The organism is Bacillus sp. LQ01 (genome assembly GCF_057624735.1).
Genome location: NZ_JBYEZL010000001.1, coordinates 59,667 through 76,039 on the forward strand (window position 1 = coordinate 59,667; position 16,373 = coordinate 76,039).

General features: G+C 35.5%; 18 protein-coding genes. 9 read left to right on the forward strand and 9 right to left on the reverse strand.

Annotation, left to right across the window (positions count from 1 at the left end):
* Positions 1–35: 35 nt before the first annotated feature.
* The 4 genes from AC22L0_RS00390 (at position 36) to AC22L0_RS00405 (ending at position 3,707) form a co-directional block, all read left to right on the forward strand.
* Positions 36–1,346, forward strand: a complete 1,311-nt coding sequence (locus tag AC22L0_RS00390; protein ID WP_001013053.1) for a PTS sugar transporter subunit IIC — start codon at positions 36–38, stop codon at positions 1,344–1,346.
* Positions 1,322–1,600 carry a hypothetical protein gene (locus tag AC22L0_RS00395; RefSeq protein WP_000900048.1) on the forward strand — a complete coding sequence of 93 codons (279 nt, stop codon included), beginning with the start codon at positions 1,322–1,324 and terminating at the stop codon, positions 1,598–1,600. The genes AC22L0_RS00390 and AC22L0_RS00395 overlap by 25 nt, the downstream gene beginning before the upstream one ends.
* Positions 1,590–2,675: a DUF871 domain-containing protein gene (locus AC22L0_RS00400; protein ID WP_061654740.1), complete on the forward strand. Its 1,086-nt coding sequence runs from the start codon at positions 1,590–1,592 to the stop codon at positions 2,673–2,675. Before AC22L0_RS00395 ends, AC22L0_RS00400 begins: the two co-directional genes overlap by 11 nt.
* A gap of 108 nt (positions 2,676–2,783) precedes the next feature.
* Positions 2,784–3,707 carry a HEAT repeat domain-containing protein gene (locus AC22L0_RS00405; protein ID WP_087966326.1) on the forward strand — a complete coding sequence of 308 codons (924 nt, stop codon included), beginning with the start codon at positions 2,784–2,786 and terminating at the stop codon, positions 3,705–3,707.
* Between the two features lie 52 nt (positions 3,708–3,759).
* Here AC22L0_RS00405 and entC read toward each other — a convergent pair whose 3' ends face one another.
* The 4 genes from entC to AC22L0_RS00425 all read right to left on the reverse strand — a co-directional run bounded on the left by entC (position 3,760) and on the right by AC22L0_RS00425 (position 8,585).
* A complete protein-coding gene (gene entC / locus AC22L0_RS00410) occupies positions 3,760–5,172 on the reverse strand; it encodes a cell wall-binding protein EntC (RefSeq protein ID WP_140160727.1) in 1,413 nt (470 codons plus the stop codon).
* A 457-nt stretch (positions 5,173–5,629) separates the two neighbouring features.
* Complete coding sequence (locus AC22L0_RS00415) at positions 5,630–6,784, reverse strand: ABC transporter permease (RefSeq protein WP_001986269.1); 1,155 nt, start codon at positions 6,782–6,784, stop codon at positions 5,630–5,632.
* A gap of 26 nt (positions 6,785–6,810) precedes the next feature.
* Complete coding sequence (locus AC22L0_RS00420; protein ID WP_000609104.1) at positions 6,811–7,485, reverse strand: ABC transporter ATP-binding protein; 675 nt, start codon at positions 7,483–7,485, stop codon at positions 6,811–6,813.
* Positions 7,482–8,585: an efflux RND transporter periplasmic adaptor subunit gene (locus AC22L0_RS00425; RefSeq protein ID WP_087966324.1), complete on the reverse strand. Its 1,104-nt coding sequence runs from the start codon at positions 8,583–8,585 to the stop codon at positions 7,482–7,484. Before AC22L0_RS00425 ends, AC22L0_RS00420 begins: the two co-directional genes overlap by 4 nt.
* A 211-nt stretch (positions 8,586–8,796) precedes the next feature.
* Between AC22L0_RS00425 and AC22L0_RS00430 the strand changes: the two genes are divergently transcribed.
* The 3 genes from AC22L0_RS00430 (at position 8,797) to AC22L0_RS00440 (ending at position 11,494) form a co-directional block, all read left to right on the forward strand.
* Positions 8,797–9,531 carry a YwaF family protein gene (locus AC22L0_RS00430; protein ID WP_087966323.1) on the forward strand — a complete coding sequence of 245 codons (735 nt, stop codon included), beginning with the start codon at positions 8,797–8,799 and terminating at the stop codon, positions 9,529–9,531.
* A 90-nt stretch (positions 9,532–9,621) separates the two neighbouring features.
* Positions 9,622–10,488, forward strand: coding sequence for an ABC transporter permease subunit (locus AC22L0_RS00435; protein WP_140160726.1), 867 nt, complete (start codon positions 9,622–9,624; stop codon positions 10,486–10,488).
* A 1-nt stretch (position 10,489) separates the two neighbouring features.
* Positions 10,490–11,494, forward strand: a complete 1,005-nt coding sequence (locus AC22L0_RS00440) for an ABC transporter permease (protein ID WP_000269984.1) — start codon at positions 10,490–10,492, stop codon at positions 11,492–11,494.
* Between the two features lie 45 nt (positions 11,495–11,539).
* Here AC22L0_RS00440 and brnQ2 read toward each other — a convergent pair whose 3' ends face one another.
* The 4 genes from brnQ2 to AC22L0_RS00460 all read right to left on the reverse strand — a co-directional run bounded on the left by brnQ2 (position 11,540) and on the right by AC22L0_RS00460 (position 14,143).
* Positions 11,540–12,856: a branched-chain amino acid transport system II carrier protein BrnQ2 gene (gene brnQ2, locus AC22L0_RS00445; protein WP_087966320.1), complete on the reverse strand. Its 1,317-nt coding sequence runs from the start codon at positions 12,854–12,856 to the stop codon at positions 11,540–11,542.
* 217 nt (positions 12,857–13,073) lie between these two features.
* On the reverse strand, positions 13,074–13,643 hold the full coding sequence (gene cotJC, locus AC22L0_RS00450) for a spore coat protein CotJC (protein ID WP_000265274.1): 570 nt from the start codon (positions 13,641–13,643) through the stop codon (positions 13,074–13,076).
* A 12-nt stretch (positions 13,644–13,655) separates the two neighbouring features.
* Complete coding sequence (locus AC22L0_RS00455; RefSeq protein WP_001076509.1) at positions 13,656–13,919, reverse strand: spore coat protein CotJB; 264 nt, start codon at positions 13,917–13,919, stop codon at positions 13,656–13,658.
* Positions 13,920–13,927: 8 nt separating this feature from the next.
* The gene (locus AC22L0_RS00460; RefSeq protein ID WP_087966318.1) at positions 13,928–14,143 is read right to left on the reverse strand and encodes a spore coat associated protein CotJA; all 216 of its coding nucleotides are present in this window, start codon (positions 14,141–14,143) and stop codon (positions 13,928–13,930) included.
* Between the two features lie 93 nt (positions 14,144–14,236).
* On the opposite strand from AC22L0_RS00460, the gene AC22L0_RS00465 reads away from it, so the two are divergent.
* Positions 14,237–14,605 (forward strand): VOC family protein, encoded by a 369-nt coding sequence (locus AC22L0_RS00465; RefSeq protein WP_044129442.1) that lies wholly within the window; start codon positions 14,237–14,239, stop codon positions 14,603–14,605.
* Between the two features lie 14 nt (positions 14,606–14,619).
* Positions 14,620–15,399, forward strand: a complete 780-nt coding sequence (locus AC22L0_RS00470; RefSeq protein ID WP_000440974.1) for a DUF2935 domain-containing protein — start codon at positions 14,620–14,622, stop codon at positions 15,397–15,399.
* 17 nt (positions 15,400–15,416) lie between these two features.
* Here AC22L0_RS00470 and ku read toward each other — a convergent pair whose 3' ends face one another.
* Positions 15,417–16,229 (reverse strand): non-homologous end joining protein Ku, encoded by an 813-nt coding sequence (ku, locus tag AC22L0_RS00475; RefSeq protein ID WP_000557746.1) that lies wholly within the window; start codon positions 16,227–16,229, stop codon positions 15,417–15,419.
* Positions 16,230–16,373: the final 144 nt, after the last annotated feature.

Here is a 16,373-nt window from a genome sequence, read left to right on the forward strand (position 1 = left end):
TTCTTTTATAGTAGAGAGAAAGAGGAGGGCTATTGATGAATGGGTTTATGAGTTTTATGGAACAAAAGATTATGCCAACAACGCAAAAAATTGCAGGACAACGACATTTATTAGCAATTCGAAACGGGGTTATTTCTACATTACCGTTAACGATCGTCGGATCATTTTTCGTTATCTTTTTAAATTTACCAATTGATGCATATATGGAATGGATTGCACCGTTTCGCCATATTCTAGATATTCCATTTCGATTTACAGTAGGACTAATGGCATTATACGCAGCATTTGGAGTAGGGGCTTCGCTCGCGAACTTTTATCAGCTCAATCAGTTAAGTGCAGGGTTATTATCTGTACTCGCCTTTTTACTAGCATCAGTTGAGCCAATTCAAATTACGAAAGCTGTACCAGGTGTTATTGATGCAGGTAGATATATTTCAGTAGGAACATTAAGTGCAACGTCTTTATTTGGCGCAATTGTTACAGCATTAATTGCAGTAGAAATTTATCATTTTATGATTAAGCATAATATCTCGATTAAATTACCAGATAGTGTACCACCAGCAGTTTCAAATTCGTTTGCAGCATTAATTCCAACATTAGCAGTTATTCTTTTATTCTGGGGCATTCGCTACGGTTTGAAATTTGATGTGAATACAACAATCACATATTTAATCGCACCATTAAAATCAGTATTAGTAGGAAATAATTTATTCGGTGGTTTATTAACAGTATTCTTAATCGTGTTTTTCTGGTCATTCGGTATACATGGACCAGCGATTTTAGGACCAATTATTCGTCCGATGTGGGATTCAGCAATTCTTGAAAATATGGAAGTATTCACGGCTACAGGAAATGCACATCAGTTACCAAACTTATTTACAGAGCAGTTCATTCAATGGTTCGTATGGATTGGTGGATCAGGATCAACGTTAGCTTTAGTTATTATGTTTATGTTCTCTAAATCTAAGTTCTTAAAAGAGTTAGGTAGATTATCATTCGTGCCAGGCTTATTCAATATTAACGAACCAATTATTTTCGGTGCACCAATTGTAATGAACCCAATCTTAATTATTCCGTTCGTTATTACACCGTTAGTGACAACGACGGTATCATATTTCGCAGTTGTTTCAGGTATGATTCCACTTATGATGGCGAAACTGCCATTTACGATGTTAGCACCAATTGCAGCGGTGATTAGTACGGACTGGACAATTATGGCTGGTGTACTTGTACTTGTTAACTTTGTTATCTCGTTCGTTATTTACTATCCATTCTTCAAAATGTATGAGAAACAACAATTAGCAGGAGAGGAGAAAACAGAATGCTCGGAGCAATTATCATCTTAATTACATTCGTGGTCGGACAGTGTATTGCTCATTATTCGAAATGGGTACAAAGTAAATCTTTATTAGTGTTACTATTAGTATCAGTTTTATTTATCGGTTGTTCAATGGGTGCATATGTAATGTTAGGATTGCAATCACCGTACGTAATTATTGTACCGACAATTTTATGTGCAACGTGTTTATCTGCAAAATATAGATTTACGAGCATGGCATTAATACAACGTGTGAAGGAGATGCAAAAGCATGGAGCGTAAATTAGGAATTTCACTTTATCCAGAACATTCAACGAAAGAAAAAGATATGGCTTATATTTCCGCAGCGGCACGACACGGTTTTTCAAGAATATTTACTTGTTTGTTATCTGTGAATCGTCCGAAAGAAGAAATTGTAGCTGAATTTAAAGAAATTATTAATCATGCGAAAGATAACGATATGGAAGTTATTTTAGATGTAGCTCCGGCTGTGTTTGATCAGCTTGGTATTAGTTATAGCGATCTATCATTTTTCGCAGAGTTAGGCGCAGACGGTATTCGTTTAGATGTAGGTTTTGACGGATTAACGGAAGCGAAAATGACGAATAATCCGTACGGTTTAAAAATTGAGTTAAATGTAAGTAACGATATTGCGTACTTAGAAAATATTCTTTCGCATCAAGCGAATAAATCAGCTTTAATTGGTTGCCATAATTTTTATCCGCAAAAATTCACTGGTCTTCCGTACGATTATTTCATTCGCTGTAGTGAACGCTTTAAAAAGCATGGTATTCGCAGTGCAGCTTTTATTACATCACATGCCGCAAACATCGGTCCATGGGATATTAACGACGGATTATGTACGTTAGAAGAGCATCGTAATTTACCAATTGAAGTACAAGCGAAGCATTTATGGGCAACAGGGCTAATCGATGATGTCATTATCGGAAATGCTTATGCGAGTGAGGAAGAGTTAGAGAAACTAGGAAACTTAAATCGCTACATGTTACAGCTAAAGGTACACTTTGTAGACGAAGCGACTGAAGTAGAAAAGAGAGCCACGCTGCAAGAATTACATGTAAGGCGCGGTGACATAACAGAATATATGGTACGTTCTACAGAAGTGCGTAAAAAGTACAAAGACTATGACTTCCCAGTGCGCGAAAGTGTGCTACAGGAAAGAGGGCAAGTTGTAATTGGTAATAACTCATTCGGAAAGTATAAAGGTGAACTGCAAATCATCTTGAAAGAAATGCCGATAGATGAACGGAAAAATATCGTCGGTACAATTGCGGAAGAGGAGTTATTCTTACTAGATTATGTAGGAGCTTGGACGCAGTTTACTTGTGTGGAATAGAGAAGAGAAGGAGAGGATGCTGTGGCATCCTCTTTTTTCTGTTGATATAGTAGTCTATCGTATATAGAATGCAAAGAGATAGACTTAATTTGGACGGGAGAGAATGAGATGGAAGGGTATATAGATAGTTTATTAAGGCGGATGGCTGATGAAGATACAGAGGTTAGGCATCGTGCTTATGATGAAGCAAAAGAGCTAGATGACCTATTAACGTTTCCTTATTTACAGCAGAAGGTAACCAAAGCAAAAAAAATAGCTATGAAGAAAGATATGTATTATGTAATGACGAAACTCGCTATCAATACGAAGGAAATCTATATTGCTGATTATCTTATAGATTGTTTGGAATGTGAACAAAGCCCGACTTTGTTAAGTGAACTGCTTAGTAATATTTATACATTGCCAGAAGTAAGTGATACAAATAAAATTATTCCGTATATTTACCATAAAAACGATAGTGTTCGTTTTTGGGCAGTTTCTTCCTTAAAGTTATGTAAATCATTAGAAGCGGAGAGTGCTTTACTAAAGTTGCTAGATACTGAAGAAAATAAAGATGAGATTACAAATATTTGTTATACCTTGCTTGAGATTGGAACAAATCAATCGATTCTGCCGTTAACAAAGCTTTTATATAGTAATAGTGCCTATGTTCGTTCAACTGTTATTGAGGTGTTAGCAAAAATAGGGGGATCGGACTTGCAAATAGTTTATATTGAAGCTTTACAGGATAGAAATGTGATGGTGAAATATGAAGCTGTTCGAGCTATTTATACGTATGGCGACGAAATGGCAATGAGACCAATTTGCGAACGTGTGAATAAAATTGTTGCTAGAAGACGTAAAAATGAAGTAGAGCCTACGGATGAAGCAGAGATTATCATTGCTCTTCGTTTCTTACATAAGTTTGCTAATCATGAAGAAGTTTTAAAGATATTTGATAAAGTGTACAAAAAACGTGGAAACTTGTTTATGTCGGAGAGGAAGTGGCTTCGAGATAACATTACTTACTTTCAAGAGAAAGAAAGAATGTAAGAATCATAAAAAAGAGCCAGCCTCAAGGATGAGACTGACTCTTTTTTACTAACTAGTTTAATACTTTAACTGTAACTGTTTTACGTCCCCAGCTACTTGATGTACCTTTATCTGGCATTAAAACGTCGATTTTATTACCTTTAATAGCTCCACCAGTATCACCAGCGATTGCTACTCCGTAACCTTCAACCCATACTTTTGAACCTAATGGAATTACACTTGGATCAACTGCAATAAGTTTCATGTTTGGATTAGCTGTTAAGTTATGACCTAAAGCTGATTTTACTTGGTCGCCTGCTTTATAACCATTTTCAAGTGGATCTGCTGTGTAAGCTGTTGCTACAACTTGGAATTCACGAGAAGAAGATTGTGTGTTTTTCTCAGTTTCTTTTGCAACAGGTTGTTGTGTAGCTGGTTTTTGAACTTTATTAGCTGCTTCACGATCAGCTGCCTCTTGAGCCTTAGCTGCTTTACGAGCTTCAGCTGCTGCCTCTTGAGCTTTAGCTGCTTCACGAGCTTCAGCATCTGCCTGAGCTTTAGCTTCTGCTTGAGCCTTAGCTGCTTCTTGAGCTTTAGCCGCTGCTTGAGCTTCAGCTGCTTCCTGAGCTTTAGCTGCTTCACGAGCTTTAGCCGCTTCTTGAGCTTTAGTTTCTGCTTGAGCTTCAGCGTCTGCCTGAGCTTTAGCTTCTGCTTGAGCCTTAGCTGCTTCACGAGCTTTAGCTGCTTCCTGAGCTTTAACTTCTGCTTGAGCTTCTGCCGCTTCACGAGCTTTAGTTGCTTCTTGAGCTTTAGCTTTTGCTTGAGTTTCAGCTACTTCCTGAGCTTTAGCCGCTTCACGAACTTTAGCTGTATCTTGAACTGTAGTCGTTTTTTCAACTTTAGCTACTGGTTGAACTTTAACTGGTGCTTTACCTGTTAAGTAAGGAACATGAACATAAGCTGTTTTTCCGTTATATTCAAATTGAATCCAATCATTTTGTACTTGGTGTGTTGTTTCAATTACATCATCTTTTTTCAACTTACCAAGAATCTCTGAGTCTGTGTTTGCTCCAGCACGTACGTTTAATACGTTTGCTGTTACGTAGTAAGTGTCTTTTGTATAGTCAGCGCTTATGAAAGCTTCTTTACCGCTATTCAATTGAACTTTTGACCAACCATTTTCTGTATGTAAAACATTTACTTTATATCCATCTAATAATTTTCCTACAACTTTTGATTCAGTAGTTGGGTTTTCTCGTACGTTTAGTACGTCAGTCGTTACGATTGTTTCTGCTTTAGCAGATGTTGTGAAAATCCCAAGACCAAAAACCGCTGCTGTTGCTATACCCATAAATTTTTTCATAATAGCCTCCATTGCATTTGTTTTCGTTGACCTCATTATAGCAACCATTATTTTCTTATTTGCGAAAAACATAAAATTACAAAGCTTTCGTAACGGGGCATTAATATTCTGTAACAATTCCATAAATATCCTGATAGCGCTTCCTTGTTGTTTTTTGGCGTATCAGGGCATATGAAACACAAAATGAGTAGTATTTCAATTACTTTAACGTTAATAATGTTACAGTAATATTTCTGAGTGATATCTATAGCGTTACGAAAGTAGCGTATTTTACTGTTTGAATGGAAATTTAGTTATAAAACGATAATATTTTTAGGCGTGAAAATATATAAATGAGGTGAAATTTAATAAAATATCGATATAATTGTTACAAAATCAGTCGAAGTATGGAAAAAATTACGCCTTGATTTTCGTCTATTACATAGTATTTTTGCAATAATAGAATTAGATAATAGCCTTAGTACCTATAAATAATGAAGAGTATTAGAATGATAGTTGTAACGTGAAACATATATAATAGAAGAAACTCAATTTAGTAGATAAATAAAAAACGTAGGAGTGTAAACTCCTACGTTTTTGTTTATTCATATCGTAAACATTCAATTGGATCCAGTTTGGCAGCTTTGTTAGCTGGTAGTAAACCGAATATAATACCGATTAACATTGAGATACCTACTGCAAGAAGTCCAAGTTCTTTTGAGACAACGAGTGGCCATCCAGCAAAGATTGAGACAATCCAAGCGAAGAAAATACCCAGCATGAATCCGATGAAACCACCAAGTCCTGTTAAAATACAAGATTCGATTAAGAATTGTGTTAATACTTTACCACGTGTTGCACCAAGTGCTTTACGAATACCAATCTCCCGTGTACGTTCTGTTACAGATACGAGCATGATGTTCATTACACCGATACCACCAACAAGTAAGGAGATAGCAGCAATACCACCAAATACCATTTTCATCATACCAATTGATTCGTCTAGTTGTTTCGTAAATTCACCTAAGTCTTGTGCTTCGAATTTGTGCTCAAATTTAGGAGCTTTCATTTCGTTTAAGACAGAAACGGCTTGTTTTTCTACACTTTTACGTTCTGTCGGAGAGGTCATTGTTAATCTTACAGAGTCATACTCATTTACTCCTGAAATGACAGGCGCATTTTCAAGTGATGTATAACCTTCAGGCATAGGCATTCCAAAGTCGTTTTTCGTTTCGTATACACCAACTATTTTATACGGCTTTCCTTTTATATCTGTGTATTGATTTGATTCCCAACCACTACTAAATAATTTGTTGAAAGCTTCTTCATTTAATATAACAGCAGGGATTGCTTGGTTTAGTTCACTGTCATTTAATTCACGACCGTGAACTAATTTTATTTTCGAATCTGTCATAAAGGCGCCTGTTCCACCTTTTAAATCAAGATTTACATCTTTTGAACCAGCAGATGCTTTTACTTTCATACTTACGTCTGGATACACATCTTTAACGCCTGGTACAGTTTGCAGACGGTTTAGCATATCAGGTGTGATTTTGGCACTATCTGTTCCGTAATCAGGATTGTTGTAGTAAATCGTTACTTCGTTATCTTTTCCTTGGCCTAATTCTTTTTTAAACTTTGCATTTGTACCATCACCCATTGAAATGATAGTAATAATGGCACTAATACCGATAATAATACCTAACATCGTTAAAATAGAACGCATTTTATGAGCAAAGATAGAGGAAAGGGCCATGCGTATATTTTCACTCGTATTCAAAATTAACCTCTCCAATCTTGGACGATATTTCCGTCACGAATTACAATTTGACGTGCTGCAGCTTCCCCGATTTCACGGTCATGGGTAATCATAATAATTGTTGAGCCTTGTTTATTTAATTCGTAAAAGAGGTCCATAATTTGTGTGCTTGTTTTTGTATCAAGTGCTCCCGTCGGTTCATCGGCTAAAATGAATTTTGGGTTATTTACGATTGCACGTGCAACAGCGACACGCTGCTTTTGTCCACCTGATAATTCGTTCGGTAAGTGAGTAGCGCGATCAGCTAAACCGACTTTTGTTAAAGCAGCTAATGAGCGCTCGCGTCTTTCTTTTTTATCGACTCCAGCGTAAATAAGAGGTAGTTCTACATTTTGAAGCGCTGTAAGTCTCGGTAATAACATGAAGTTTTGGAATACGAATCCGATCTCTTTATTACGTACGTGTGCAAGTTCTGTTTCAGTCATGTTTGAAATATTTTGACCGGCTAGTTCGTACGTACCTGTCGTCGGTTTATCTAAGCAACCGATAATGTTCATTAATGTTGATTTACCAGAACCAGAAGGTCCCATAATAGAAGTGAATTCTCCTTGGTTCAGTGTTACGTCAATTCCGTGTAATATTTGAACGGATTCTGCACCATTTTGGAAGGATTTCGTGATGCCTTTTAAGTTAATCACTGGGCGACAACCTCCATACCATCTTTTAAGTCTTTTTCAGGTTTAGAGATAATTTCCTCTCCTTTTTTCACTCCAGAAACTTTTGCTTCGCTATCAGTCTCGAATTCAACAGTAACTGCTTGTTCTTTCGCCTTACCGTCTTTTACAACGAAGACAACATTTTTATCACCTTTTTTCACGATACTGCTTTTCGGAACAATTGTACCAGTTGCTTCGCCAGATTTACTTGTTACGTAAACATGGAAGCCGTTTTGTAATTCGTCACTATTATCTAATGTGACAATGAATTGATAGTTAGAAACAGTTTTATTTTCATCCATGCTCTTTAATGGTGTAGAACCGATTTCTGTTACTTTTCCTGTCCAAGTCTTACCAGCGACAGTTTTTGATGAAACAGTTACTTCTTGCCCAACTTTCATACTAGCAAGCTCATATTCAGAAAGTTGACCTTTTACTTTAAATTGACCAGCGTGACGAAGAGTAATTCCGCTCATACCTGTTTTTTCGTCAGCAGTTTTTACGATATCATCAATTACGCCATCAGCAGGACTTGTTACAGAAAGAGTGTTTACTTTCTCTTTTGCTGCTTTAATCATTTCATCAGCTTTTTCAACTTCAAACTTTTTCATTTCAAGTTGTGATTCTAATTGCCCAACTTCAGCTTCTGATGCTTTTAATGCTTCAGCGGGAAGGCCTGCATTTTTATCTTTTTGTAATTTTTGTTTCGCCGCATCAATTTGTTTTTGGAACAACGTTACTTCTTTTTGTGCGATTTTCTTTTGCATTTCTGCTTCTGTTACACCTTGTTTAGCAGTCGGGTCATTGTATTTAAATAGAAGCTGACCTTTTTTCACTTCATCGCCTTTTTTTACAGCTAATTCATATGTTCCTTTTGTTGGATCGAATGAAATAGTTTCAATTCCATTTGGAATAACTTCGCCACCAAATTTTTGCGCGTTTTGGATTTGTTTTTCAGTTACTTTATATCCGCTATATGCCATTGCTACTTCTGAACCGCCCCCAGCAAATGCAAAGTATGATCCAGCTGCAATTCCGATTGCTACTACACTAGTAATTAACACCTTATTTTTCTTTTTCATCTATTTATCACCTTTTCGTTCGTTTTAGTATCTACATTAAGTATAGAAGAGGTGAAGAATCTGACAAATCGTTTTAGCTTACAATAACCTTACAGTTTTGTAAGGTATGAATATGTAAATGTAAGGTAGAGGTTGTCCTATTGTAAGCAAATGAATTGACTCGTTGTTTCTTTCTTACAATAATATTGTATGAAGGAGAGGAGGAAGGAAGATGGAAGCTTATTTTAGTGCGCATCCATTAAAACCGTTTATTCCATACTCAAGGCAACATGCCATTATATTATTTATTATGTTGGTGGGGATATTTTTTCTGTATCAATACCAAGATTTATTACGTCAAAATGAGTGGAATATAAAGGTTCGATATGCGATTGCATTTTTATTTATAGGTAGTGAAATTGGGCTTCATATGTGGGAGTGGAAAGCGGGGATTTTTGAGCTAGCTACTTCATTACCGTTTGAGTTATGTACAATTAGTTTGTTGTTAGCGTCGATTATGATTGTAACGAAAAGTTATCGAATATATGAGATTGTATTTTTTACGGGAATTATTGGTGCATCACAAGCCATTTTAACACCAAATTTGCAATATGCTTTTCCGCATTTTCGTTTCATTGAATATTTTATCGCGCATGTATTGCTTATTTGGGCACCACTCTTTATGACTTGGGTGGAAGGCTATAGACCGACCTTGCAATCTATTAAGCGTACGATGATATTTTTAAACATATTGATTCCGCTTGTTTCGTTTGTGAATTATAAAACAGGTGGTAATTATATGTTTTTAGCTCATAAGCCAGAAACAGCTTCATTACTCGATATGTTAGGACCGCATCCTTACTATATTATTTCATTAGAACTCGCAGCACTTATTGGATGTTTTATTTTATATATGCCGTTTGCGAAAAGAGAAAGGCATGCGCATAAAGAATCACTAGGATCATAACCTAGTGATTTTTTACGTTTAAAATATTTACAATTCAGAAAATTAAGAATAAAATTAGAGAGTAAAATATAAAGAGAGAGAAGGGAAAACGTGGTCAAAAAAGTTTTTCTGAATGGGATGGAAGTGACAATTCAATTTATTATTTCGATTTTGGGGATTATTATGTTAGGGGCTCTGCCGAAATTGTTTTATGGATTTAAGCTGGATGTATCAAAGTACATACAGAGTTTAAAAGAAGTGTTTGTGAACTTAATGGATATTTCCAATTTGCAATATGTGAGAGGTGAATTTTTATTTCCGCAGCTGTTCGTCCATTATAAAGAAACGATTATTATTTTTTTAGCTGCTTTTTTTATTTCATTATTTGTAGCATTTTGTATTGTTTATGTAATTATGAGTAGTTCACCGCGTATACAACATCGAATTAAATCATTTCTCATCTTCCTAGAATCCATTCCAGATATCCTTCTTATTTTAGTATCACAAATTTTAGTTGTATGGTTTTTTAAACAAACAGGTTTTTTACCTTTTCAAATTGCTTCAATTGGAGGCGAGTCGATTAGAGGGTTGCCAATATTGTGCTTGAGCATCCCGACTACGATTATGTTTGTAAAAATGGTCGTGCTTCGTTTTGAAAATGAACTAGAAAAAGATTATGTACTATTTGCTAAGGCGAAAGGGCTGGGGCGCTTTCATATTTTAAATCGTCATATTTTACGAAATGTGTTGCTTAGTACATTATTCTTTGCGAAAACGAATATCTTTTTTATGTTATCTAATTTATATATTATAGAATGGATTTTTAATACGGGTGGTATTTTTATGTTTTTGAAATCGTATTTCGGTATTAGAGTTGAGGTTTTCATCGTTAGTGTGCTTCTTATATATATTCCGATTTTTATTTTATTTAAATTGTTTCATTATCTCATTCCGGCTGCGATGAAGGAGAGATTATAATATGTGGACGTATATAAAACGTGATAAAAGATTTTGGATAAGCATTGGGTTTCTTCTCCTATTAGTTCTTTTGAGCATCGGAAATACGTTATGGAATGATGGACATATTAGACAAGTTACATTGCAATATGATGTGGATGAAAATCCACAAGTGCCACCGTTTCCACCTTCATTACAATTTTTACTCGGGACAGACCGGAAAGGGTATGACCTGTTACATTTAGTCATTGAAGGCGCGAAGTGGACGATTGGTATATCTATTTTAATTGCGGCACTTAGAATGGTGATAGGTGTGTTTTTCGGTGTCGTACTCGGAACGTATATAAAAAGAGGATTTTCAAAAATTGAGGCTTTCTTTGATAGTTTTACAGTTATTCCGACAGTTATGATTGCGTATTTTTTTCTTCAATCTGCAAATGCATTTGGAAGCGGAGAGGAGACAACAACCTTTTTTGAAAGGGCTTCGTTTCAAGTGGTATTACTTGTACTGCTTGTAATGCCAGTTATTGCACTGTATGTTGCGAAGGAAGTTCGTAAATTGCGAACGGAAGAATTTGTTGATGCCGCGCGCATATTAGGCGGATCGAGAAGACGTATTGTTATAAAACATCTTTTTCCGCATCTCTATATGACTTTTATACTCGTATTTCTTCAACAGTTTACGCAGAGTCTTACTATTTTACTGCACTTAGGATTACTTGAAGTGTTCTTTGGTGGGACTGTTACGTTTGGTGGACCTATAAAAGAGGTGGAATCTTATACGCATGAATGGTCAGGTTTAATTGGAGTATACTTTAGATCATTAACAGTGCATCCATGGATTCCTCTCGTCCCGATTACATTTTTCGGGCTAACTATTTTTTCAGGAAATATGATTGTGAAAAGTATAGAAGAGGCAATGTTGAAAGTAAGGTTAGGAGGGGAGAGAAAGAGGAAAGATGTAGAAGAGGAACAATCTGCTTTGCAGTCAAAAGAAGAGTTATTTACTTTTAAACATACGATGTGAAGAGAAAGAAGAAGCAAGCATGGATTTCATGCTTGCTTCTTCTCTTTATTTTGTAGAAACTTCACCTGCAGCTTCTGTTTGCGGAATAAAGTATCCAATTATACCACCGATTATTGCTGGAATGATCCAGCCAATTCCTAAGTTATAAAAAGGAATGGTGTGTACGATATTAGCGATAAAATCTGGTATCATTTCCACATTATCAAGTGCATGAATACAGCTAATAATAAACGCTGCGATCATCGCTCCAATGTAGACAGAAGGTTTACGTTTCGTATATTTATCGATAAATGATACGAAAACTAAAATGATCGTAATTGGGTACAAAATAATTAATACAGGTAAAGTAATTTTAATTAATAAGCTTAATCCTAAGTTTGAAATAACGAAACTAAAGATACAAACGTATAGTACAAGCTTTTTGTATGAAACATTTGTTAGCACTGTTGTGAAGTAATTTGCAAATGCACTTACAACACCAATTGCCGTTGTTAAACAAGCGAAGATAATGGCGATACTTAATAAAATATTACCGCTTGTCCCAAAAAATTGATACATAACAGTAGCTAATAGCTGCCCACCGTTTTCGAATTGTCCTAAGTTTCCGTTTGAAGCTCCAATATAACCGAGTAAGAAGTAAACAATTGTTAAGAATAGAGCAGCGATACTTCCGCAAATGATTGTATATTTTGCGATAGATTTCTTCTCTTGTATACCATTTTGACGAATTGCATTTACAACAATTGTTGATAGTACGAGAGCCCCAATTGCATCTAACGTTAAAAATCCTTCAAGAAATCCTTTGAAAAACGGGATGTCTTTATAGTCACCGATAGATTCTGCAAACGTCCCTGGTGAAAGAATCGCTTTTGTTGCCATAATTGCAATAATTACAAGTAAAATTGGCGTTAATATTTTACCGATATGATCTACTAGCTTGGATGGATTTAATGATAAGAAGTAAACGAATGTAAAGAAAATCGCACTAAAAACTAACATAGAATACCATTGATCTGGGAAAAGTGGTGCAATCCCGATTTCATAAGATACAGATCCAGTTCGTGGAATAACAAATAGTGGGCCGATTGAAAGATAAATAATGATAGCGAATACTGCTGCGAATTTTGGATGAACACGGCTCGCTAAAGTGTTAAAACTACCACCAGCAAGGGCAACAGCAACGATAGCAAGTAAAGATAAACCGACGTCTGTAATAATAAAACCTGTAATGGAAACCCACATATTTTCTCCGGAAGAAAGACCGAGAAGGGGCGGGAAAATCATATTACCAGCACCGAAGAAAACTGCGAATAGTAATAAACTAATCGAAAGTATTTGCGCTGGTTTTAAAGTTGTATGCATATAAAGAAAATCCTCCTAATGAGTGTTTTTGTCGAAAATTCAAACAATTTGTCGAGTAACTGTTATTATTTTAAAGGTCTGATGACTAGAAAGCAATAGGGAATTTTGAAAATATTAAAAAATAATGCATTAAATCGAATAAATATACTATTTATATGTTTAATAGGAAGGATTTAACTTTTAACGTAAAAAAACACATATCGCTAGGATACGTGTATTAAAAATATATTTTTCTATCGCGTTCTTCTTTTAAAATTTCAACCGCTTCTCGGAAACGTTGTGAATGAACGATTTCACGTTCACGTAAGAAGCGTAGACTATCATTTATATCTGGATCATCGGATAAGTTAATGAGCCATTGATATGTTGCTCGTGCTTTTTCTTCAGCTGCAATATCCTCGTATAGATCGGCAATTGGATCACCTTTAGCCTGTATATAGGTTGCAGTAAATGGAACACCAGCAGCGTTATGGTAATGAAGAGCACTGTCATGATCAGCGTAATGAGGGTCAAGACCAGCAGCTTTCATTTGTTCAGGGGTCGCATCTTTCGTCAGCTTATAAACCATCGTAGCAATCATTTCAAGGTGAGCAAATTCTTCTGTACCAATATCAGTAAGTAGGCCAATGACTTTATCAGGAATTGTATAACGTTGATTTAAGTAACGTAGTGCAGCAGCTAATTCTCCATCTGCACCACCGTATTGCTCGATTAATAATTTTGCAAGTGCGGGATTGCAAGTTCCCACTTTAACTGGGTATTGTAATTTCTTTTCATAAATCCACATAGTTTCTCTCCTTTATATTTGCCATGGCCAAGGACCTTTGCTCCATTCCCAAGGGGCATTAGAATAGCTGTTTCCAAACTGTTGGAGTGGTCCGTATTTTTCTTCCATCTTTTGTTTTAATACTCTCCGTTTATAGGAAAAGTCATTAAATTGATTAATCGCAGCGGTGTCATCTGGATGTGTATCTAAATAAAGAGTGAGTTCAACTAGTACAAAGTCCAGTTCTTGAAGCTCCAGTAAAAGTTTATAGTATTCTTCTGGTAGCGATTGATTCACGACAGTAGTCACCGCCCTTTTTTATAAGGATTTTCATAATAGTCATAAAAAACAGGCCATAAAGTCCCTTTTTGTAGTGCTTCTTTTGGTGTGAATTGTGGTAAGTTTGGCGGTTGAAAGCCTAAAAATAAATTAGGAGGAGTAGAATAATATTTTTTTCCAATAGGAGGACAGGGATCGAGAGAACTATGATAGGGCACGAATGATCTCATATATTTATTCACGAATAAACCTCCTTAAGTGTTCATTACTACGTATTGTATTCAGACATAATAGGCATTTATGACACATATAAAAAAGTAATAGGTACGGGGGGAATGAATGTGGAGAATGTGAAACAATTCATTGTATTGGAAGTGAAAAACTTAAAGGAAACTTTGTATTTTTACGAAGGGATTTTAGGAATTAAACCTAGTTTAGAAAGACCTCAATTAGATGTAACAGGGGTTTGGTATGATGCTGACTCAACGAGAATTAGTTTTATTATGAAGCGCAGTTTGGGCGGGCGTGAGAAGAGTGTTACGGACTCAGTTGATGTTCTAACGTTTTCAATTTCTAACATAGAGAATGTAAAGAAGAGGTTAGTATTTTATAAAATCGCATACACAGAAAACAAAAGTGAGAAGAGTATTGTGGTACAAGACCCGGATGGATATAAACTTCAAGTGATAGAGAAGGATGAATAGACGGAGGGGATTTAGTGGAGAGAAATTATGAAGAAAGTGCGTTGTTTGAGCATCAATTTTGGTTAAAAGTACTTACTGATCATGCACAATTTTTACTGGATGCATTAGCTCCGAAGGAAAAAGAGGATATAAAAAAAGCTACTTACTTTGTTGAAACATTTACGAATTTGTTAAATAAAGTTCGGAATGTGAATCTGATGGCATTTTCAAAAGAGGCAGAACAAGCCGCTAAGGAGATTCGGGCGTTTAAATTAAATATTATACAGAAGCAGTTGGAAGGGAAAATTACGATTCATTTTACGCCAACTTTTATTAATCATATGGTAAACGAAGTGGAAGAGTATATAGCAGTTTTAGAGTTTTTGAAGAAAGGGGAAGTTCCGCCTGTTTTTCATGAATTACATTATCATCTCGTTTGGTTAACGGATGCGGCTGGTCACGCAGGCTCTATTTCTGGTGGATTAGATCTTGTTGAAAAAAGATTAAAAGAGAAAAGCGAAGAATTTACGAAGCATTTTGAACAATTTTACTTAAAGGCAGTTGAAATGACAGGGTATTTACGAACGGAGCTTCATCATTTTCCAGCATTAAAGAAGTTTACGAAAGATGTTTCACTTGAATTGAAATTATTTTCGCATTTTTTACATGAAGTGGAAGAGCTCGAGTTATCGAATGAAGTATTAAGTGTATTATCGGCTAGAATGGCAGATCATATGGCAAGAGAGGAATGTTACTACTTATTAAAACTAGCTCAATCGTCTGGACTTGAAATGCCGAAATGTAATCCGCTTTAAAGAAAAAGAGGTCAATTTTATTTGGCCTCTTTTTCTGTTTTATTGTCTCTTTTTATTTTTGCTTGTTCAATGCTTGCCTGTAATGTCTCCATAATATTAATGATGTTCGGAGTTGGAGAGATTGTTTCAGTTTTTTCCTGTTGTTCAATTTTATTCTCGATTAATTCGGTAAGGGCTTCTTTATATTCATCTGTATACATTTCTTGTTCAAAAGGATTTGTAAGGTGGTGGATTAAATTAATTGCTGCGGTGAGTTCTTGTTTTTGTATAGGATAATTTTCGTTACTTGGTAAGTTAGGTGTATTTGTTATAGCGCGAATTTCATTAGGGTAGTGGATGGTTTGTAACATTAGTCCATCTTCAAAGTTACGGATAATAGCTAAATGTTGTTTTTTTCTAATAGAAATATGAATAAGCCCAAGTTTATTTGTACGTTCAAGAGCTTCTTTTAATAATAAATAGGATTTTTCATGTCCTGGGGTAGGTCCTATAAAATAAGAGCGATCATAAAGAACAGAATCAATTTCGTTATTTTGGACAAAAGATATAATACGAATGGATCGTGGTTCATGAGCTTGTTGTAATTCAGCTAATTCTTTTTCATCCATAATAATATATTTATGAGGTGCGTATTCATAGGCTTTTACAATATCGTTATCATCAATTTCTTCATCCGTACAATCGGGAGCGAACTTTTTATATTTAATAGGTGTTAAGCATTCTTTATGGAGACTTAAAAATTTTATGTCGTTTTCTTCTACGGCACTGTATAGTTTAATTCCTATATTTAATAGTCCAAGTGAAAGTGCGCCTTTCCAGACGGTATGCAAATGAAACATCTCCCTTCGTTCAAAAATGGTTATGTATATTATGAGGTAGTAAGAAATTTCCTATACGTTTTTTGTTTTTTACGGAAGGGATTGGAATATAAAATATATTGACAAGCCCTCTGAAATATTTTAATGTGAGTGTAT